Raw genomic sequence first — 21,682 nt, 5'->3', positions numbered from 1 at the left:
TTATGGTTTGCTGAATGCAGCTATGATGAGTGTCAAATCATCATCGGTACGTTGCGTAATCCGCTCAGAGCCTAGAAACCTCACCAACTGCTCTTTGGCCACAGTCTTATCCTGGGTATTCGCTACAAAGTCGAACAAAGGAAAGAAGAATGGTTTGTGAGGTTCGCCAACAACCATATTCAAAGCTAACATTTGTAGTCCATCGGTGAGTACACCGACATTGACTATAGTTTCACGCAATAATCTCATCTGTGCTGTTTCTAAGGCACCAGGCGAAGTTAAAAAAGTGGTTTCGTTGATATATTCGCCATTGTCCGGTATTGTCAGTGCCAGTAGGTTGCCTATGCTATCCCTGGCTACGGCTAAACCATCACCAATCTGTGCCACAGCTACCACCTCTGGAGTGGCGACCATAAGAATTAAGGTAGTTGCTAAATCTTGAGGCTGTTTGTTAGACGCACTCGCCTCATCCTCCACCGCTTTTTTAGCGGCTAGCATAGCCTCAGTCAACAGCGACTTCACCACATCATCATCCGCAAGGAGATGACGAGTGATTTCTTTAATAGATATATTTTCTATTGCTGCTTCTACAGCAACCATTGCTCCGACTTTTCCCTGGCTGGCAGAACCCGCACCATCTGCTGCGGCGGCCACCAAAACATTATCTGGCAATATCTGCCAGTGGTGAGCATCCTGACACAGCTCTTGGTTTTTTAAGTGGCTAGTACCACATACAGATGCAGCTACTACCTGCCATTGAGGGATCTGTTTTGATGTGTTCATAGATTTTTTTGCAACAGCTAGCTGTGTGAATATCAAGCTGCGATGTCTATTAAACAGTGCCCCAACCAATAGGCGGTAGTGCCACCTGTTCCTCTATCTGTGAGTGGGAAACAGCTGACATACTAGCTGATAGCCAGACAAACATTTCTATAAAGTTGAGTCCTTTGAGCTTCAGGGGAGTACGCACACCTATTTGATTTAAGCGCGCCATATTCGCATTTTCTACACCAACTGTAAAAAAGGCTACTCGCTTATTGGCTTCATCCCCTTGCAGTCGCTTGGTTGCTTGCTCTACCACATGGTCTAGCTCACCTTGCGGCTCTCCATCAGTAATCATGAATACCCAAGGACGATAGTAAGCTATGCCGTTGGCGCGATATTGAGATTTGCGCTCTTGAATCAAGTCTAAAGCTTTATGAATTCCCCCGCCCATCGTAGTTAATCCCTGCGCTGTCAAGATTGGCGGATTGAATAAATCAGCAGTCACAAAATCTTGTACTACATTGACATTACTATCGAATGTAACTATTGCAACTTCTACCCGTCGAGCTGCCAAGGAATTTTTGATTAATTCATCCTTCAAACTCAGCAAACCTTGATTTAAAGCTTCAATGGCATCTCCTTGCATAGACCCAGATGTATCGAGTAATAATACGCAAGGACAACGCGGTTCTGGGTTTTCCGCAAATTCAACTACTTCATCTAGTCTTAATGTATCAGGCATAACTTTTGGTGTTATGTTAAAATTCAAAGTTTTTTCCTTTTCTCTAAAGTATATAGTTTATAGCACCACAATGACTACATGGATGGTGTTTTGTAGCCGATGATTTAATCTTTAATTCAACAGATTATTGCCACTTAATTATCTACATATTTAGGGAAAACTTAAGTAGTACTTAATTCAGTAAAAGTCAATTTGGTAAGGTTTGCATTACCTTTATTATTCCATCTTTAAAAATTCATATAGATTAATCCTAGAATACAACACTTACGTACATTCGCCTACGCAGAAGATTAAAGGTTTGATGTAGAAAACACTTTCTTTATATAAAAAATATAAATTTGACTTAAAAGCATCAGCGTTAGAATTCCTCTTTGATCAACATCACAACTGTCAAGCACAAGTGCTCTGAAATTACCAGGCTTCAGTATGCTGTGCAAAAAGTCACCAACTATCCATAGTGTGATTTTTGTAGCTTGTAACATATATATATTTTTTTTCGCAAAAATAATTTGTCTTTAAAGAAAAATTACAACTGAGAAATGCTTCATTGCCTTACTTCAGATTTACCTTAGTTCAATTTGATTTCCCGGAAAACTCCAAAATATGATTCTTGCTGGCACATTTACTAAACTAAGTCCTCAGAGTTTGTTAAAACAGTTATCTGATAGTTTTGACAGTACTTGTTTACAGACCTTTACTAACTCAGTTACTTGGTCAATATACCTAGAACAGGGAAAAATAACTTATGCTACCCATTCAGTCGAACCCTTTGATCGACTAGAACGTCATTTGCGCCGCCTCAGCGATAAAATTCCCCTAATTACCAGTGAAACTCGTGTCCAATTACGGATGATGTTTGAACTTGACTCACCAAGTCAGTTCATAGAACACCATAGTAATTTGACAAACCAGCCTCCTGAGTACCAGGCCATTGACTGGCTTGTCAGCCAAGAAAAATTGCATCCTACGCAAGCAGCAGTACTGATTCAAGAATTAGTTAAAGAAGTGATTGAATCATGGCTGTTAATCAAAGTAGGCAACTATGAATTAATTAATTTACCCGATAGGTTGCCAAAAATTTGCAGGCTTGACGTAGAAAAAATTCTTGAACGTTGCCAAGCACGATTACAGAGTTGGCAGTCTTTCGCTCCTCAAATTTCTTCTCCCTATCAACGTCCATACCTGTTTTTTAGCAAATCACTCCACAACAAAAATTTTCCCAACCTCGAACCCAATTTAGCTAACTGGATGAAGGGTTTTAGCTTGCGCCATCTTGCTGTAATTATGAACCAAGATGAAATACAATTAGTTCGCAATTTATACCCTTACATCGTCAATGGTGGGATCATGTTGCATGAACCAGATCCACCATTTGATCAACTACCAAAGACATTCACAGAATTATCAGCATCTCCCAAATATATAACAGAACTAGTTAAAAAGGAATTAGTTGATCCTGTAGTAGAACCTAGCAGCAGATCTGCCACGGCTCTTTTAGACATTCCTATAGAGAATATACCTCCAATTGAGCTACTACCACAAAGTTATTCTCCTTCCCAATATCCAGTTCAGGAATTAACAATACCAAATAACATAAATCCTATTCCTGAAAGAGTAACCGCTGCTACTGTAACCGCTAGAAAGGTTCAAAAAATCGTTTCTGTAGATGATAGCGCTACTATTCTCAAAGAAATTAGCCATTTCTTAGCAGATGAAAATTTTTCTGTAGTTCCTATCAACGATCCACTAAAAGCTGTTATGTCAATTATTAGGCATAAACCAGACCTAATTTTACTTGACTTGAACATGGCAGGCATTGATGGTTATGAGTTGTGCCGGATTATACGCAATAATTCGATGTTTAAAAATACTCCTATTATTTTCGTTACTGCCAATAAAGGCCTGGTAGACAAAGTGAAGGCAAATTTAGTGGGAGCTTCTGGTTATCTTACTAAACCATTTACCCGTGCAGAATTGCTGAAGATGGTTTTTATGCATTTAGCTTGATTTGCTAAATTTGTGCAGCAGCAGTTAGCAGAGATTACAGTATCCTGACTACAGACAAAGATTTTAATAATTTCAGTCAGCATATTCCAATAACGTTAGTTAAATGCTAAATCTACATAAACAGAAAAGTATGGATTGCTAGGTAACTGAATACTGTTCAATCAAAATGGGCATTCTAGGTTGAGTATTTAAACTTGAAGCTGTATGACACAAGCTCAAATTAAAAAACTCACCCCTGAAAAAGAAGCCCTAATACTTATTATTCGGAATGAGGCGATCGCTCTCATTCAAAATTTAAAAATATACCTATAATCCCTAGCTATTTATAAACCTGAAAGAGTTCACTATCTGTTGATATGCTCTCTGGTAAATAGCGTCATCATTGCCATAACCAGTTTTAGATATTGACACAACAATAATGCGAGAGTCTTTAGGGCTGATAAAAATAACGTGTTCATTTTCGTATAAACCACTCGATTTAAATTTGACCCCGCTTTGTCCTGCAATTTTGGCAGTTTTGAATTCACGAGTTGCCACAAATTGGTTACTCTGCTTAACCCACTTCTGCAAAGGTAATTTACGGCTATTGCTATATACAGATACACGGACATTGGCTGGGTATTCTGTACCTCCTTCATATCCCCCAGATCGAATTCTTTGCGCGTGCTTGTGAGTCCAGATATCAACAGCAATCAATGGAGTATCAACATTATTGCTAGGAGTAGATATTTTGTTATCTACCACAAAATCCTTGAGGGAGTAGCCAAACTGAAAGCGAAAGCGATCGCTCCGATAAATAGCTTGGTCTTGAGATACAGGTTTGGGAGTAGACTTTTTTAGTGAAACAACTTCTTTTGCGCTCGCTTGGTTTGTTAAAGCAGAATTAGCCTCAAAATTGTAGGCGATCGCCCCTGCTGCTACCAAACCCATCAAGACCGGATGTAAAATCCATTTCTGGAATTGCTTATCGTTAATCATCATTCACTCCTGGGAACTTAATCTTTTAGGCTCTTAGCTTTGATAGATCCAACATCCCAAACAGTATTTCCGCAATTTATCTTCTTACTGCTCAAATCAACGTAGTAGGATCGTTCAAGTGAATGGGTAAGACTTACTGGTTGAGCAGCGATCGCTTGCTAGTAAGCGCCTAAAATGAGAGCAAAAGACGATTCCTAAAACAAGCACACTCCATGCGTATTTCTCTAAACTGGCTGCGGGAACTAGTAGAAATCAAACTTAGCCACGAAGAATTAGCCCACACCCTGACAATGGCTGGGTTTGAAGTAGAAGATATTGAAGACCGCCGCACTTGGGCAAATGGCGTTGTTGTGGGCAGAGTGCTTGAGCGTCAACCCCACCCCAACGCTGATAAGTTGAGTGTTTGTCAAGTAGATATCGGTGCATCTGAGACTTTAAATATTGTCTGTGGTGCTGCTAACGTCCGGGCAGATATCTATGTACCAGTAGCAACCACGGGTACTTACCTACCCAACATCGATTTAAAAATTAAACCAGCCAAACTGCGTGGTGTCCAATCTCAAGGAATGATTTGTTCCTTAAAGGAACTCGGTTTACCTACAGATGTAGACGGAATTCACATTTTTTCTCAGGACAATTTGCCATTGGGTAGCGATGTGCGTCCTTTGTTGGGTTTGGATGATGTGATTTTAGATGTAACTGCCACTGCTAACCGTGCTGATGCCCTGAGCATGGTAGGTATAGCGCGGGAAGTAGCCGCTTTAACGAGTGGAAAATTGAGCATTCCCGAACCTGGTCAGGTGTCAATTAACCAAGGCGGGGGAAATTTAGCTTTAAGTATTTCGGAAACGCAAGCTTGCCCTGCCTATATTGGTACAGTCATTGAACAAGTAAAAATTGCTCCTTCTCCTGGCTGGTTGCAACAACGCCTGCTATCTGCTGGGGTGCGACCAATTAATAATGTCGTGGATATTACTAATTATGTGTTGTTGGAATGGGGACAGCCCTTACACGCCTTTGACCGGGAACGTCTAAAATCGGTTGCTGGGAGTGACAACTTAAATATTGGCGTTCGCTTTGCCAATGCTGGGGAAACCCTGAAAACTTTGGATGGACAAACTCGCACCCTCTCAACCCAAAATTTATTAATCACTGCTAACAATAAACCCGTAGCACTGGCGGGAGTTATGGGTGGGGAAGAAACCGAAGTCTATGAAGGTACTCAAAGCTTAGTTTTAGAAGCAGCATTATTTGATTCTGTAGCAATTCGCCGTTCTTCCCGGAGTGTGGGCTTAAGAAGTGAAGCCTCTGGCAGATACGAAAGAGGCGTTAACCGGGCTGAATTGGAAGTAGCCTGTCGCCGCGCTTTGTCACTGTTTACTGAACTGGCTGGCGGCATAATTGTTGGTCAAGAAATTGCCGATACTCGCCCCGATCCATCCACCTGGACTCGTTCTATTGCTTTACGTTTAGACCGAGTTAATCAAGTGTTAGGGCCAGTCGATTTGGGAGAGGAGACAGGAGAACTCGAAGAACGTGACATTGAGCGGATTCTAACTGCATTAGGATGTCAACTTACACCTTCAGGAGAACGTTCGTGGAAAGTTTCTGTACCACCCTATCGCTACCGCGACTTAGAACGGGAAATTGACTTAATTGAAGAAATTGCCCGTCTCTACGGCTATGACAAATTTTGTGATACCTTGCCACAAAAAGCAGAAGCAGGCTATTTGCCTTTAGATCAAGAATTGATCCGCAAGTTGCGAGCCTACCTCCGGGCAGAAGGACTGACAGAATTAATCCAATACTCTTTGGTAAAACCAGGAAAAGACAGACAAATAGTACTGTCCAACCCCTTGTTTGTAGAATATTCGGCGCTGCGAACCGATTTGATATCTGGGTTGATTGACGCTTTTCAATATAACTTAGAGCAAGGAAACGGGGCGCTCAATGGTTTTGAAATTGGGCGGATCTTCTGGCAAGAAGATGGTTTGCAAGAAGCCGAAGCGATCGCTGGGATTATGGGAGGCGATCGCACCGTTAGCAAGTGGTCAAGAAGTGGTCGAGAACAACCCCTTACTTGGTATGAAGCTAAAGGCATTTTAGATAGTGTATTTCATCAACTTGATTTGCCAGTAGAATATCAACCCGATCGCCGTGATGAACGCTTGCATCCGGGACGCACCGCTTCTTTGTGGATCAGGGGTAACAGACTAGGTATATTTGGGCAACTTCATCCCCAACTGCGGCGAGAAAAAGGCTTACCAGATTCAGTTTATGTGTTCCAGTTGGATGCAGACGCACTTTTAGATGCGTTGGATCAAGATGACGTCCTCACACCAGTATTTCATCCTTATTCCACTTATCCAGCTAGCGATCGCGATATCGCCTTTTTCGCACCTGTAAAAGTTTCAGTTTCCGAAATTGAAAAAGTAATTACTAAAGCTGGCAAAGAATTGCTGGAATCCGTGGAATTATTTGATGAATATCGCGGTGAAAATGTGCCTGCAGGTCAACGGAGTTTGGCATTTCGCTTAATCTACCGGGCTAGCGATCGCACCCTTACCGATGCCGAAGTTGAACCAGTACACAATAGAGTTCGTGAAGCTTTGGTAGAAAAATTTGGTGTTAGCTTAAGAAGTTAACAATGGCGAACAGGTTAGAGGGTAAAGCCATCAAATTATCTTCTGTAACCTGTTGCCTATCTTTTATGTTCACAGTTAATTACCAATCAAATAGGATTACTGTAGTTGTCATGCAAAAATACATAATGTGGGGAACTTACTGCGACGATGTTCTGGAAAAACGTACCCCTTATCGTCAAGCCCACTTAGACGGATTAGCAAAACAGAAAGAATCTGGTGTGCTGATTACCATTGGCCCTACCAAAGACGTCACGAAAGTTTTTGGTATTTACGAAGCTGAAGATGAAGCTACTGTACGCCAGTTGATTGAAAATGACCCCTACTGGCAAAATGGCATCTGGACTGAATATTTTGTCAAAGAGTGGATTCAGGCCATGTAAAATTGGGGACTGGGGACTGGGGACTGGGGACTGGGGATTGGGGACTGGGGACTGGGGATTGGGAAGCAGAGGAGCAGGGAGCAGGGGAGGTAGCAACTCAGAACTCAGCACTGAGAACTCTGTCGCTCAGATTCTTGCTTTGAGTGGATGCGATCGGGTTCTTGTAAATGCAAAGATCGGGAATCCTACGATAATAAACCGTTGGTGTTGTCTAAAATAAAGATAAAAAGATATACAACTGCAACAACTGCGGTTTTTCTCCAATCTTTTGATGTTTCGAGAAAGTACCACTTGCTATGAATCGAATTTTAAAACGTACACTTCTACCCGGCCTCATGGCTGCAAGTTTAGCTAGCGTCAGCTTAGTTCCTGTTCAACCAGCTGCTGCTGATGACCAAATACTACGAGATATAGGCATTGGCGCTGCTGCTGGTGTGATATCTGGAGGTGTTAGAGGACGTGGTTCTATAATTAATAATGCTGTTAAAGGTGCAGCAGCTGGCGCTGCTGTGAATGGTGTACATAGTACTAGAAGACAGCCAAAGAATCGCAGAAACCGTAACATAATTCAAGATGTCGGAATAGGTGCAGCAGCTGGCACAGCGGCTGGCGCGATTACTCGCGGCGGCAAAGATACTCTTGGCGATGCAGTCGATGGCGCAGCTGCGGGTGCAGCCATCCATGTGATTACCAATGGCAGAGGTAGAAGATAATTTGTAATCCATAATTTGGAATTGGCAGCTTAATTACGAATTATGAATAGCAAAGTCAATTTGCTACTTTTCTGCGAGGAAAGTAGCAAAGCAAAACTTTAAAGTCGCTGCTTAATCTAGTTGTGAACTGGAAAAGGGGCTTTAGTGATGTAATCTTCACTAAAGCCACACCTAATTTGACTATAAAGTTTAGTTTTACGTTTTTGCCCCAGTCCTTTTTGATGCTAAAAATATATGCGATCGCCTCCTCCAGGTGCGCTCCGCGCAATCGCCAGATCCGATGACTTGTAGATTAATATTAATCTCTACCCTTCAGCGCCTTTTGAAAGTTGCGACGATAGGATTTATTAGTAATAAACAAGGCAGGCCACAACAGAGCTAAACCAACTCGATTAGGCAAGGTTGGGGTAAAATTAGTTTTCTCAAACCCACTCCAGAACTTCCAAGCGAAATATCCATAAGCTGCAATTAACCCAAAAATAATTAAATTAGCCATTCTTGTTACTCCATGAGCGACAGACAGATTTTGAGTTAAGTATTTTTACACTATTTCCGCACATCATAACTGAAACTGAAAAGGTTTTAATAAACTATTCAGTCTTCGCTATCCAATTGACTTAACGATACATTTTCTTATTCCAGTGTAGAGTAACCTCCCGCATCGTAGCTAGTTACCAGTTAACATCACGAAGTCTCTATTGCCAGAATAAAATTAGGACAGAAGCGAGAACGGAGCAAACATCAAAGGTAAAAATATTTCTCCTATTTTGACATTATTCTTTCTTGTCTCCAAAGCTTCCGGGAGTCCATAGCACTATCTTCTATTACTGAGAATATCTCTTACGTCCAAGCACTTCTTTTGGGAATCTTTTCTTGACACACCGGATAGTGTGATGAGTATATATTTCTTATCAAATGCCTCTTGTGGAAGTTCCTCAAATATCGACATCCATAGGAGACTAGAGTAAGAAGAACACAAAGTATATCACGGGTCTTGACGCAGCAAATGCTGCAAATAGCTAAGGAGGATTTATGCGTGCAGTGCTGATGGCAGGCGGTTCGGGAACGCGGCTTCGCCCGTTAACTTGCGATCTGCCCAAACCTATGGTGCCCATTTTAAATCGGCCCATTGCCGAACACATCATTAATCTTCTCAAAAGACATCAAATTACAGAAGTTATTGCTACTTTGCATTATTTACCTGATGTCCTGCGAGACTACTTTCAAGATGGTAGCGATTTTGGCGTGCAGATGACCTATGCTGTGGAAGAAGACCAACCCCTCGGTACGGCAGGCTGCGTAAAAAATATTGCCGAACTCCTTGATGAAACTTTTTTAGTCATTAGTGGTGATAGCATCACAGATTTTGACCTGACAGCAGCAATTGAATTTCACAAACAAAAAAAGTCAAAAGCAACTTTAATTTTGACCCGCGTCCCCAACCCAATCGAATTTGGCGTGGTGATTACTGATGAGGAAGGGCGTATTAGTCGATTCTTAGAAAAACCTTCTACTAGTGAAATTTTCTCCGATACTGTCAATACTGGTACTTACATTATTGAACCAGAAGTATTAGAGTATTTGCCAGATCACACTGAATCCGACTTTTCAAAAGATTTATTTCCCTTACTACTAGCAAAAGATGAGCCAATGTATGGCTATATTGCCCAAGGTTATTGGTGTGATGTCGGTCATTTAGATGCCTATCGTGATGCTCAGTATGATGCTTTACATAATAAAGTTAATCTTGAATTTGCCTACAAACAGATGTCTCCAGGTGTTTGGAGGGGCCAAAACACCTATATTGATCCAACAGCTATTATTGAAACTCCAGCAATTATTGGCGACAATTGCCGGATTGGGGCAAGAGTTCAAATTGAAGCAGGAACTGTAATTGGGGATAATGTCACAGTTGGCGCTGATGCTAATCTCAAACGACCGATTGTTTGGAATGGGGCAATTATTGGCGAAGAAGCGCATCTATCAGCCTGTGTGATTTCTCGTGGTACTCGTGTAGATCGCCGCGCTCATGTATTAGAAGCATCTGTGGTAGGTTCACTTTCGACTGTGGGCGAAGAAGCGCAAATCAGCCCTGGTGTGCGTGTTTGGCCTAGTAAAAAGATTGAGTCTGGTGCTGTTTTAAACATCAACTTGATTTGGGGAAACACTGCCCAACGAAATTTATTTGGGCAACGTGGGGTACAAGGATTAGCCAATATCGACATCACCCCAGAATTTGCTGTGAAGTTGGGGGCTGCTTACGGTTCTACTTTAAAACCTGGTTCTAAAGTTACGGTTTCTCGTGACCAGCGTAATGTATCGCGGATGGTGACGCGATCGCTAATTGCTGGCTTGATGTCAGTAGGTGTCGATATTCAAAACCTAGATGCCACAGCTGTACCCATAGCTCGGACAGTTATACCCACGATGTCGGTAGCTGGCGGTATTCATGTACGAGTACACCCCGATCGCCCCGACTACATCTTGATTGAATTTATGGATGCCAAGGGCATTAATATCACGAAAGCCCAAGAAAAGAAAATTGAGGGAGCTTATTTTAAAGAAGATATGCGGCGGGCGCAAATCCATGAAATCGGTGATGTCGCCTACCCCAGCCAAGTAATTGACCGTTACTGCACGGCATTTGAGAAGCTTTTGCACGTTTCTACCCTCCGCAACAGCCGAGCAAAAGTGGTGATTGACTATGTTTATTCTGTATCTGGGGCAGTTCTACCCCAAATGTTAGATAAATTTGGTGCTGATGCGGTGGTGCTGAACGCCAGTCTGAATAAACACGCTGTATCCACAATGGATCGCGAAGGATTGTTAACTCAGCTAGGCCATGTGGTTGAGGCATTAAAAGCTAACTTTGGGGTTCAAGTCTCAGCTAACGGAGAACAACTAATTTTAGTTGATGAATCCGGGATGCTAATTCGCGGGGAAATGCTAACCGCACTGATGGTAGACATGATTTTAACCTCTAACCCCAGAGGAACCGTAGTCGTGCCAGTTCATGCTTCTAGTGCTGTTGAACAAGTTGCCCGTCGTCATGATGGCAAGGTAATCCGTACCAAAGCAAGTCCCACCGCTTTGATGGAGGCTTCGCAAAAATATCCCAATGTGGTGTTGGCTGGTAGTGGGGACACAGGTTTTATCTTTCCGCAGCTGCATCCAGGCTTTGATGCGATGTTCTGCATTGCCAAGTTGATTGAGATGCTGACGATCCAAGAGCGATCGCTTGCTACAGTCCGCTCAGAATTGCCCCGCGTAGTTCACAAAGCCTATACAGTACGTTGCCCTTGGAGTGCTAAGGGAGCGCTGATGCGTTATTTGGTCGAAACTCACCCCGCCCAAAACCTTGAATTAATTGATGGGGTGAAAATTTGTCAGCCTTATGATGATAGTTGGTTGTTAGTTTTGCCAGACGCCAGTGAACCAGTAGTACATTTATTTGCTAACAGCCATGAGCGCGATTGGGTAGATGAAACCTTAAGAAACTACCGCACCCGTGTTCAGATGTTTGTGGAAAGGCAACAAGAACAACATCCGGCGGAAGTTTAATTAATCAAGAGCCTATAGTCTACAGCCAACCAGTCTTAGACTGGTTGGCTGTAGGCTTTAAAAGGATTAAATTTACGAATTCTGCTACGGCAGTTCTTCAAGAAATCCCCTCTCTTGCACTGTCTCACCAAGAGCCGCACCCATTTGTAGCCAACTTATGGGAGAATGCCATGATTTCACAAAAATATTGTATTGATTCACACAAGCAGGAGATCTAGAAAATGCCTACAATTATCTACGATATTGAGGGAACTTCAGGGCCCGATATCTTGAGGGGAACAAGTGCAAATGATGTTATCGGCGGATTTGACGCAGATGATAAATTCATTGGCTCTGGTGGCTCTGATGCTTTAGATGGAGGAAAAGGTTTTGATACTGCTGTTTACAGGAACTTTAAAACCCTGATTGTTCTGAAGCCAACAGCGCTTGTAAACGATTTCTATAGTGGAATTACGAGCATAGTAGACAAAGGAAATTCTCAAGAAGACAGGCTAGGTATATTTGCTAATTCTATAGAGAAGGTAATTGGTGCTACCGGAAAAGCAAATCTCATCGATGCTTCCGAGACACTTCCAGATGGTTATATAACTGTAAATTTGGCTACGCAGAATGTTTCAGTTGCTGGGATTAAAAACATTTATTCTGGTCAACTATTCCCTACGCTTAAATTAAAAGTTGAGAATTTTCGCAATGTGATTGGTACGGAGCGAGGAGATAGTATCACTGGTGATGCTGGCAATAACATGCTCAAAGGATTGGGTGGCAATGATACGCTCTCTGGAGGAGGTGGCAAAGATAACCTGATTGGTGGAGCGGGAAATGACGTGTTCGTTGGGGGTAGTGGGGATGACACCTTATCTGGAACAGATGCAACTGCTAGAGGTGCAAAGGAAAGTGACATCCTCAACCCCGGTCAAGGTAGAGATCGGATCATCTTAGGAGACTCCTCTAGTGCATACTATGAAGGGGCTGGGGGTGGCGATTTGGCAATCATTAAAGGAATAAGCCAAGAAGATAGAATTGTTCTGAGCGCTAAAGAAAGTTACAAATTTGAGCGCAAAGGAGATAATTTTTTACTCTACACGATGCAAGGTAGTACAAAAGACTTGATTGCACGGATTGAGGATACATCAAGTTCGATTTTTAAGGGACTTGAGGGTACAACATTCCATATTACTGCCGAGCAAACCTTAAGCGTATTTATTGGGATTTAATTTTTTGGCGTTGCTGAATTTTAATATGCAATTCAATAATTAAAGATGCCAACTTCTTAGTTTCTGCACCTATCGTGAGGCAAATTCATATTTTAACTCAGCAACGCCAATTTTTTCTAAATCCGTCATAACCTCAAATCTGCTTGCTTTAAGCTATTTCTCAAATGGCAAACTCGGAAATTGGTTTTTAGGAAATATCGCTAACTCGGTTTGCGGATCAAAAAAGTGTATCTTCTCTGGAATCAGCGATAACCACAATTTCTCACCAATACTTACTAAGCGGTCTGGTGGAACTCGTATCTGTAGATAATTAGCTGTATTTCCATCGGCAAGCCTAACGCTGATAAAACTGTCATTACCAAGATTTTCTACCAAATCTACTTGCACAGGTAAATTTTTCGTAGCAGCTACACTAACGCTGAAGTGTTCTGGGCGAATGCCTAAAATTAGAGTTTGTCCATCATATTTTTGCAGAGCATTTCCCCAAATTTCTGGAAGTGTGAACCGAAATTGAGAATGGGTAATTAATAGAGGAGCATGAAACTCCACAGCAATGAAATTCATCGGTGGTGAACCAATGAATTCTGCTACAAAAAGGTTGGCAGGGCGATTGTACAGTTCTAAGGGAGAAGCGACTTGCTGAATTTGTCCCTGATTCATAATTGCAATGCGATCGCCCATTGTCATCGCTTCGGTTTGGTCATGGGTGACGTAAATTGTCGTTGTCCCCAACTGGCGTTGCAACTTGACAATTTGGGCGCGGGTTTCTGCCCGCAATTTAGCATCTAAATTAGAAAGTGGTTCATCCATTAAAAACACTTGGGGATTACGGGCGATCGCTCGTCCTAGTGCAACTCGTTGCCTTTGTCCCCCAGATAGCTGTTTCGGTAGGCGATTGAGCAAAGCTTCAATTTGCAACAATTGAGCGACATTACGCACCCGCCGATTCACTTCTCGTTCTTTGTCAGAAATGTAGCGGAGTCCTTTAGGTAGCTTTCTTGTCGCCCCCACAAGGAGATTTTTAGCCCAGTTTTGAAAATGCTGAGATAAGGTGATTTCTTCCCCTGTTTCCCCATCTCCAAAGCGGCGGCGTAACCCAAACGCTATGTTGTCATACACCGTCATGTGAGGATAGAGAGCATAATTTTGAAACACCATTGCAATGTCTCTTTCTTTAGGAGGGAGGTCATTTATCAAGCGATCGCCCACCCAAATATTGCCACCAGTCATCGTCTCCAAGCCAGCGATTAACCGCAGTAGGGTACTTTTACCACAACCCGAAGGCCCCACAAGTACCATAAATTCCCCATCTGCGATCGTCAGGTTAATCCGCCGCAAGACATTGATGCTGTCTGCACGTTCTGGTTCTGCATCAGTTTTGCTCCCAGGCGTAAATGGAGATTGGGCTGGTAAAGCAATACTTTCCCCTTTTCGCGGGGGAAAACTTTTATAAACGTTTTCTAAAAGAACTTGCGCCACGAGTATTAATTATAGTCATTGGTCATTAGTCATTAGTCATTAGTTATTAGTTATTAACTGCAAACGAAGGACAAATGACAAAGGATAGTTTAGCGCTCATCATACACGTTTCACCTGAATACGAAAAGTTAAAAAAACAGCTTTCAACCTCAAAAGGAAACTACCCTTGATTCTAGGCCTTTCCAAAGGTGTTGTTATGGCTAACTCTGTATCCGCAAATCCTACCCATGACATTGTAGACGTACAAACTACAGATTGTTGCATTGTTGGTGGCGGGCCAGCAGGAGCTGTGCTGGCATTTTTACTCGCGCGTCAAGGTATTCCTGTAATATTGCTAGAAGCACACAAAGACTTTGATCGTGATTTTCGGGGTGACACAATTCATCCATCAGTTATGGAGATTATGGAGGAATTGAGCTTAAGCGATCGCTTGCTACAGCTACCCCATGCCAAAATGCACCGAATTCAAATTCAAACTCCCCAAAATAGCCTCGTTTTAGCAGATTTTAGTCACCTGAAAACCCATTATCCTTACATTACAATGCTTCCCCAGGTCAAATTTCTGGAATTTATTACCCAAGAAGCGCAAAAATATCCTCATTTTCAGTTGGTAATGGGGGCAAATGTTCAAGAATTAATTGAGGAAGATGGAGTAATTCAAGGTGTACGCTATCGAGGAGGTGGGGGTTGGCACGAAGTGCGAGCAATGCTTACCGTTGGTGCGGATGGACGCCATTCCAAGCTACGGCAGTTGGGGAGTTTTGAGACTATCGAAACCTCACCACCAATGGATGTCCTCTGGTTCCGCCTACCCCGCAAGCCAGAAGATGCTGAGGGGGGTATGGGGCGTATTGCTCAAGGTCACCTCATCGCCATGTTGGATCGTGGTGACGAGTGGCAACTTGCTTATGTCATCCCCAAAGGCGGCTATCAGCAACTGCGATCTGCTGGTTTGGAGGAGTTAAAAAAATCTGTTGTCGAAGTTGTGCCAGAGTTAAGCGATCGCATAGAAAACTTACATGATTGGTCACAGGTAGCTTTTCTCTCAGTGGAATCGAATCGAGTTAAACGCTGGTATCGTCCGGGTTTGCTACTGATTGGTGATGCTGCTCATATCATGTCTCCAGTTGGTGGAGTTGGCATTAACTATGCAATTCAAGATGCTGTCGTGGCGGCGAATATACTCAGTAAACCGCTCAAGTATCAGCGTGTAGAACTCAAAGATTTAGCAAAAGTGCAGCGTCAACGGGAATTACCCACACGGATTATTCAGACGTTTCAGACTTTTATTCAAAAGCAGATATTTGCTCGTGTTCTGAGCTCAGACCAAACTTTTCAACCACCTGCTTTTCTGCGCTGGCCCATCTTGCGCGATTTGCCAGCACGCTTGATTGCCTTGGGTGTTTTTCCGGTTCATGTGCAAACTTAAAATATTGCCAATTTTTTACATCTAGGGACAATCTTGAGCCGCTATCAAAGTGGTACAATTATACTAATAAGTTGTAGAATTCAATGCTTGCTTTAGTCAAGCGGAGGTTGTGAACAGGGTTTATACTGCTGTTGACTTCCCTCGCTTGACTTTTATGGTAAAACTGACTCAAAGCTGAGAATATATAGAGCCAAATGTATCGAGAAAATATTACAAAATGCAAATAGGAATATAGATAGATATTACATGGCAATACATATAAAAATCTCACTTCTTCCTTTCGCACTCAGCACTTTTGAATCATCAGGAGAATTGAAATGAATAGCTGCGTTTTGATGGCGGAAATTATTCAAGAGCCGCAACTACGTTTTACAGCCGATAATTTAGAAGTTACGGAAATGCTGGTGCAGTTTCCCAATTCTCAGCGAGCAGAAGACCCACCAGCAACCTTGAAAGTTGTTAGTTGGGGAAATTTGGCGAAAGAAATTCAAAATAATTACCACGAAGGCGATCGCGTCATCTTGGTAGGAAGATTAAGTATGAATACAGTTGATCGTGCTGAAGGCTTCAAAGAAAAACGTGCTGAGTTGACAGTACAACAAATTCAAGCCGTAGGAGGCAGTTCTACTACTAGTTTTTCATCATCAGCAGCTAAAAATTCCTCAGTAACTGCTTCCTCATCTGTAGTATCTAATGCTCCAGAGACCAATGTGCCGAGTTATGAATCATCACGTCCGGTGGCTACCCCAGTGGCAAGTAATGCTAGCGTAGCTCCGAAAGTGAGCAACCCGGAACCTGCACCCCAACCTAAAAATTTTGAGCGAACTACCTATCCGGTAGTCAAAGAAGAAGAACCAAATATTGACGATATTCCGTTTTAGCAGCAAGTACTGCTGACGAGTTATAGATGATTGCAGGATGTAAGGGATAAATATTTTTGAGGTTTAAAGCTCAATTATCTTTTACATCCATTTATGCTTTTTACAAAAATTTTAGCCACAACAGCTAAATTCGTTATATTTTAAGTTATCAGTTGTGCTTATATAACGGATTGTACGCAAAATCTGTAAAAACAATATCTTTCAAAGGGTGAAAAGCTAGAATCACTGTTAACTCCAAAACCTTTTTAGTAAAAATACATACTCAACTCCTATGAGAGAAACTGTCCTAGAGGTTCGCAATCTCCAAGTTGAATTTTCCGGTGATGGCAACATCCTCAAAGCCGTTGATGGTATTTCTTTTCAACTGCATCGAGGTGAAACTTTAGGAATAGTAGGAGAGTCGGGAAGTGGTAAATCAGTAACATCCCTAGCCGTGATGGGTTTGTTACAAAGTCCCGGTAGAGTGAGTGGCGGAGAAATCTGGTTTCGTCCGCAGGAAAATGGCACACCAATCAATTTACGCGAATTGCCGCCTGAGCAAATGCAGCTATACCGGGGCGGCGACATGGCGATGATTTTTCAAGAACCGATGAGTTCGCTCAATCCGGTTTATAACATTGGGTTCCAGCTAACAGAAGCGATTTTACGACATCAGAAGGTGTCAACACATGAAGCGCAAAAAATTGCGATCGCCGGACTGCAAGAAGTTAAACTGCTCCCTAGCGATGAGCAGATAGAACAGCAATATCTCGAAAACTGGAACCAAACTAACCCCAATTCACCTAAACCAGATGATCGCAAACTGGCACAGTTAGTCAAGCAGCATAAAGAAGCTATGCTGGAACGTTACCCGCATCAACTTTCTGGGGGACAGTTGCAACGGGTAATGATCGCTATGGCAATTTCTTGCAACCCATTACTATTGATCGCTGATGAACCCACCACAGCCTTAGATGTAACAGTGCAAGCGACAATTCTAGAGTTAATGCGAGAATTGCAGCAGCGCCGCGATATGGCCATGATCTTCATCACCCATGACTTGGGGTTAATCTCGGAAATTGCTGACCAAGTAGCGGTGATGTACAGAGGCAAGATTGTAGAATATGGTGCGGCGGAGCAAATTTTTAGCAATCCCCAACATCCTTATACTAAAGGCTTAGTAGCTTGCCGTCCTACACTCAACCGCCATCCTCACAAACTGCTCACAGTCTCTGACTACATGAGTGTAGAGGAGAGTTCAACAGGACAATTGGTAATCCAAGAGAAACAACCCTCGGCGCCACCAGAAGTTACCACCCAAGAGATAGTTCAAAGATTAGCAAACCTCAATGAAAAGCAACCCCTACTACAAATTCGCAACCTGAAAGTTGGGTTTCCGGTACGGGGTATATTCGGCGGTACAAAACGCTACACTATGGCTGTGAATGGCGTTTCATTTGATGTCAAACCAGGGGAAACAGTCGGATTAGTAGGAGAATCGGGCTGCGGTAAAACTACTCTTGGCAGAACTTTGCTGCGCTTAATTGAACCGATGGGCGGTCAGATTATCTTTGAGGGACAAGATATTACTACCCTTAAAGGAGAACCATTACAGAAACTGCGACGGGAAATGCAAATCGTTTTTCAAAATCCCTTTAGCTCCCTCGATCCACGAATGAAGGTTGGGGACGCAGTTATGGAACCTTTGGTAATTCACTCTGTTGGTAAGACACAGCGACAACGGCGAGAACGTGTTGTTGAACTTTTAGAACGGGTGGGATTGAGTGCAGATGCTATCAACCGCTATCCTCATCAGTTTTCTGGCGGTCAACGTCAACGAATTTGCATTGCCCGTTCCTTGGCATTAAATCCCAAATTTATTATCTGTGATGAATCGGTTTCAGCGCTAGATGTATCAGTGCAAGCACAAGTCTTAAATCTCTTAAAAGAATTACAGGAAGATTTTCAACTTACTTATATCTTCATTTCCCACGATTTGAGCGTAGTGAAATTTATGAGCGATCGCATTTTAGTCATGAATCGCGGTCAAATTGTCGAACAAGGTACAGCACAAAGCATCTATCTCGAACCTAAAGAAGAATATACGCAGAAGTTAATCGCTTCTATTCCCACTGGTAGCCCTGAAAGGGTACGAAGTCGGCAAGCACGGACTTTATAAAGCGCTCCTTTTGTGGCAAAGCTCTTCCTTGTTGCTACGCTTGGGTTGAAGTTAACTTAGCACTATTAAACTTATCGATGTCAGGAGGCATCTGTGATTTCTAGTCATCAAGTTGCATTAATACAAAAGCAAAATCGACTGCTTGCCAAATTACCTCCTGATGAGCTAGAACGTTTGCATCCTCATCTGGAGATAGTCTCGCTCTCTCTGGGACAGGTGCTCATCGAGCCTAATGAGCCTATTCCATATGTCTATTTTCCTGTTAACTCACTGCTCTCTCTGGTAACGGTGATGGAGGACGGCTCAACAGTCGAATCCGGCTGTATCGGGCGTGAGGGGATGGCAGGTGTGCCAATTCTTATGGATGCAAGCACGACGCCAATGCGGACGCTGGCACAAATCCCAGGGCAAGCCGTGCGTATCAAAGCCTCCATTATCAAAGAGATGTTCGACACTGGCGGCTCACTGCAAAAGCTTCTCTACCGTTACATACATACAGTAATTGTCTTGGGTTCACAAAGCACAGCCTGCAACCGTCTTCATCAAATAGAAGCAAGACTGTGCCGTTGGTTGCTAATGAGCAGCGATGGTGTAGGGTCACACTCACTTCCCCTCACGCAAGAATTTCTGTCCACGATGCTTGGCGTTAGGCGTTCTGGAGTGAGCGAAACTGCTAGTAAACTTCAGAGCATGGGCTTAATCCGTTACCAGCGTGGGCATATCCAGATTATTGATAGAAAAAGCTTGGAAACAGCCGCTTGCGAATGTTACGGCATAGTCACGGCAGAATATAAACGCTTGTTTGGTTAAAGCTGTAACATCATTTGAGCTAATGGGGTCTGGGGGCTAGAAGTCTGGCGTTATAAAGATTTTGATTTATATATCCGATACCGAACAGACTAAAGCTTGTATGTGTATCTATATTTAGAAAATTTGGCATTTTTATAGTAGTAACGCTAGAAAAAGCTATTTTTTCTCAAATAATACTCATGGAGGGTTTTATTAAACGTATATTAATTTGTGATGACGTCGCTGATAACACTTTTCTTCTACAAACAATTTTGCAAGCAGAGGATTGTCAGATTGAAATCGTCGATTCGGGTGCAGCAGTGTTGGAAAAATTGGAAATCGATCCTAACCACCCTAACCTGCTAATACTAGATGTTCAGATGCCAAAAATGGATGGATTTGAAGTTGCTCGACGCCTAAGAGAATCGGCAGAATTTCAATTTATTCCTATTATGTTGGTGACAGGTTTGAATGAAGATGATATTAATAAAGCTCTTGATATAAAAATTGATGGATTGATTCAAAAGCCCTTTGACCCTGACGTAGTAATCGATCAAGTGCGAACAATTTTAGACCGGAGTTGATCAACGTATCTTGAATGAATAATTAATTTAGGGTTAAACATTGGAATATTTTTATTGTTAAAATGCCAATTAAAAAAGGTAGAAAATGCCATCAAAGAAGCTTATGCTTTAATTGATTTATCTGAACCAGACATTATCTTTTGTGATAGCCTGCTTGAAGCAGAAGAGATGATTGATACTAGGGGGCCTACCGAGAGTCCCCTTTCCCTGCTCCCTCGCAGACATTAGTGCAATTTATCGTATTAAGTTTTTGTTAATATTCGTGCGATAAAGCCTCCTGTGAAAGCCCCTACCAATGAGCTAACTCGTACCTCCTAACTCCCTCAACTCCCCAACCCGATCGCCCTTTCAGTTCCTCACCCTCAGTGCAATAGTTAGCTTGTTTAATATTTTTTCAAATAAAAATCTCCTACGACTCGTGATGCTCATAGGAGAAAACCTTGCTTGATATTGTCCTTTTCTTACTATCACTTACTTCCAGAAAATTTTATAGAGTCTGTAGTTATATAAATTTATTAAGTTTTTCTGTTACCATTGTTACTGTAAAAAAATTAAAACTTTCAGAAAAATTACAACAGATATAAAAATGAATTAATTCCCTGCTACCTTCATTCGATTAATATTATTCGAGCTACAACTGAAAACAAGCAGCCGGACAATTATCAATGTCAACTATTAATAATAAAGAAGGTTTAATCTCCTTGAAAACATCCTAAATTTTATAAATAAATCCCCTTTGAATCGGGGTGATAGAAAAGGAACCAACATTTTGTATTTGTAGATGTTCAACAGTCTTAGTACCTTTTTATCTCAATAGATTTTATAGACCCTGTAATTAGATATGTCTATTAAGCTTTTATGTAAGCATGGCTACTTGCACTTTCCACTCAGTTCGCCCTTCGGTTACCTCCCTTTAAGTTTTATTTGATTTCCGTTTGCAGAAAGTGCGATCGCACCCCTTTAACGAGTCGCTAAATGTCTCAAGTCCTTGTGTTCTCAGCTTTTGTGGAGATATCGTCATAACCAATATTTTCTAACATAAAAATTAATAAACGAATTCCAAATTTTGTGCGGATGTGACACAATTAACTCATATTTTTATATTGATCTAACCACGACTACGCAAGCAAGTTGCGAAATAATGGCTGCTGAAAATCCTCATCAGTAAAGCTTTTTGGCTAAGTCAGAACATTTTTTCTTAGTTGCTTTCTTACTTGCGCTCCATTCTATAATTAGACTTTGGACAAAATAATTAGTAAGTTAAAAATTATTAGCTATTAATATCATTGTTTGATCAATGATGCTATTACACGTATATTTGATATATAACCATAAAAGTAATATATGTAAAATAGTT

The 21,682-nt window shown here is 42.0% G+C and carries 17 protein-coding genes; 12 read left to right on the top strand and 5 right to left on the bottom strand.

Translation table 11 applies throughout. From position 1 onward, the window contains the following. The gene (locus AC5JL8_RS13480; RefSeq protein ID WP_495880277.1) at positions 1–783 is read right to left on the bottom strand and encodes a PP2C family serine/threonine-protein phosphatase; all 783 of its coding nucleotides are present in this window, start codon (positions 781–783) and stop codon (positions 1–3) included. 49 nt (positions 784–832) lie between these two features. Then, entirely contained in the window at positions 833–1,507 is a 675-nt protein-coding gene (locus tag AC5JL8_RS13475; protein ID WP_495880276.1) for a vWA domain-containing protein, read from the bottom strand. A 603-nt stretch (positions 1,508–2,110) separates the two neighbouring features. On the opposite strand from AC5JL8_RS13475, the gene AC5JL8_RS13470 reads away from it, so the two are divergent. After that, positions 2,111–3,514, top strand: a complete 1,404-nt coding sequence (locus AC5JL8_RS13470) for a response regulator (RefSeq protein WP_495880275.1) — start codon at positions 2,111–2,113, stop codon at positions 3,512–3,514. A gap of 315 nt (positions 3,515–3,829) precedes the next feature. Here AC5JL8_RS13470 and AC5JL8_RS13465 read toward each other — a convergent pair whose 3' ends face one another. Continuing rightward, positions 3,830–4,495, bottom strand: coding sequence for a hypothetical protein (locus tag AC5JL8_RS13465; RefSeq protein WP_495880274.1), 666 nt, complete (start codon positions 4,493–4,495; stop codon positions 3,830–3,832). A gap of 209 nt (positions 4,496–4,704) precedes the next feature. On the opposite strand from AC5JL8_RS13465, the gene pheT reads away from it, so the two are divergent. From pheT to AC5JL8_RS13450, 3 genes are all read left to right on the top strand, one after another. Further along, positions 4,705–7,137: a phenylalanine--tRNA ligase subunit beta gene (gene pheT, locus AC5JL8_RS13460; RefSeq protein ID WP_495880273.1), complete on the top strand. Its 2,433-nt coding sequence runs from the start codon at positions 4,705–4,707 to the stop codon at positions 7,135–7,137. A gap of 110 nt (positions 7,138–7,247) precedes the next feature. Then, positions 7,248–7,517 (top strand): YciI family protein, encoded by a 270-nt coding sequence (locus tag AC5JL8_RS13455; protein WP_495880272.1) that lies wholly within the window; start codon positions 7,248–7,250, stop codon positions 7,515–7,517. Positions 7,518–7,813: 296 nt separating this feature from the next. Then, positions 7,814–8,230, top strand: a complete 417-nt coding sequence (locus AC5JL8_RS13450; RefSeq protein WP_495880271.1) for a hypothetical protein — start codon at positions 7,814–7,816, stop codon at positions 8,228–8,230. A 298-nt stretch (positions 8,231–8,528) separates the two neighbouring features. Here AC5JL8_RS13450 and AC5JL8_RS13445 read toward each other — a convergent pair whose 3' ends face one another. Beyond that, complete coding sequence (locus tag AC5JL8_RS13445) at positions 8,529–8,726, bottom strand: hypothetical protein (protein WP_495880270.1); 198 nt, start codon at positions 8,724–8,726, stop codon at positions 8,529–8,531. Between the two features lie 536 nt (positions 8,727–9,262). Between AC5JL8_RS13445 and AC5JL8_RS13440 the strand changes: the two genes are divergently transcribed. Next, on the top strand, positions 9,263–11,791 hold the full coding sequence (locus tag AC5JL8_RS13440; protein WP_495880269.1) for a sugar phosphate nucleotidyltransferase: 2,529 nt from the start codon (positions 9,263–9,265) through the stop codon (positions 11,789–11,791). A gap of 221 nt (positions 11,792–12,012) precedes the next feature. After that, positions 12,013–13,005: a calcium-binding protein gene (locus AC5JL8_RS13435; RefSeq protein WP_495880268.1), complete on the top strand. Its 993-nt coding sequence runs from the start codon at positions 12,013–12,015 to the stop codon at positions 13,003–13,005. A gap of 153 nt (positions 13,006–13,158) precedes the next feature. Here the strand turns inward: AC5JL8_RS13435 and AC5JL8_RS13430 are convergent, their stop codons facing one another. Continuing rightward, a complete protein-coding gene (locus tag AC5JL8_RS13430; RefSeq protein ID WP_495880267.1) occupies positions 13,159–14,484 on the bottom strand; it encodes an ABC transporter ATP-binding protein in 1,326 nt (441 codons plus the stop codon). 196 nt (positions 14,485–14,680) lie between these two features. On the opposite strand from AC5JL8_RS13430, the gene AC5JL8_RS13425 reads away from it, so the two are divergent. The 6 genes from AC5JL8_RS13425 (at position 14,681) to AC5JL8_RS13400 (ending at position 20,553) form a co-directional block, all read left to right on the top strand. Continuing rightward, positions 14,681–15,913, top strand: a complete 1,233-nt coding sequence (locus AC5JL8_RS13425; RefSeq protein ID WP_495880266.1) for an FAD-dependent oxidoreductase — start codon at positions 14,681–14,683, stop codon at positions 15,911–15,913. Between the two features lie 317 nt (positions 15,914–16,230). Then, positions 16,231–16,794, top strand: a complete 564-nt coding sequence (locus tag AC5JL8_RS13420; RefSeq protein WP_495880265.1) for a single-stranded DNA-binding protein — start codon at positions 16,231–16,233, stop codon at positions 16,792–16,794. 271 nt (positions 16,795–17,065) lie between these two features. Further along, complete coding sequence (locus AC5JL8_RS13415) at positions 17,066–18,952, top strand: ABC transporter ATP-binding protein (RefSeq protein ID WP_495880264.1); 1,887 nt, start codon at positions 17,066–17,068, stop codon at positions 18,950–18,952. A 93-nt stretch (positions 18,953–19,045) separates the two neighbouring features. Then, positions 19,046–19,762, top strand: coding sequence for a Crp/Fnr family transcriptional regulator (locus tag AC5JL8_RS13410; RefSeq protein WP_495880263.1), 717 nt, complete (start codon positions 19,046–19,048; stop codon positions 19,760–19,762). A gap of 179 nt (positions 19,763–19,941) precedes the next feature. Next, positions 19,942–20,325 carry a response regulator gene (locus tag AC5JL8_RS13405; protein WP_495880262.1) on the top strand — a complete coding sequence of 128 codons (384 nt, stop codon included), beginning with the start codon at positions 19,942–19,944 and terminating at the stop codon, positions 20,323–20,325. A 54-nt stretch (positions 20,326–20,379) separates the two neighbouring features. Then, positions 20,380–20,553, top strand: coding sequence for a hypothetical protein (locus tag AC5JL8_RS13400; protein WP_495880261.1), 174 nt, complete (start codon positions 20,380–20,382; stop codon positions 20,551–20,553). The last annotated feature ends 1,129 nt before the right edge of the window (positions 20,554–21,682 follow it).

It is taken from the genome of Mojavia sp. (genome assembly GCF_059505145.1).
The sequence above is the reverse complement of the archived record's forward strand: the minus strand, read 5'-3'. Positions and strand labels throughout refer to the sequence as shown.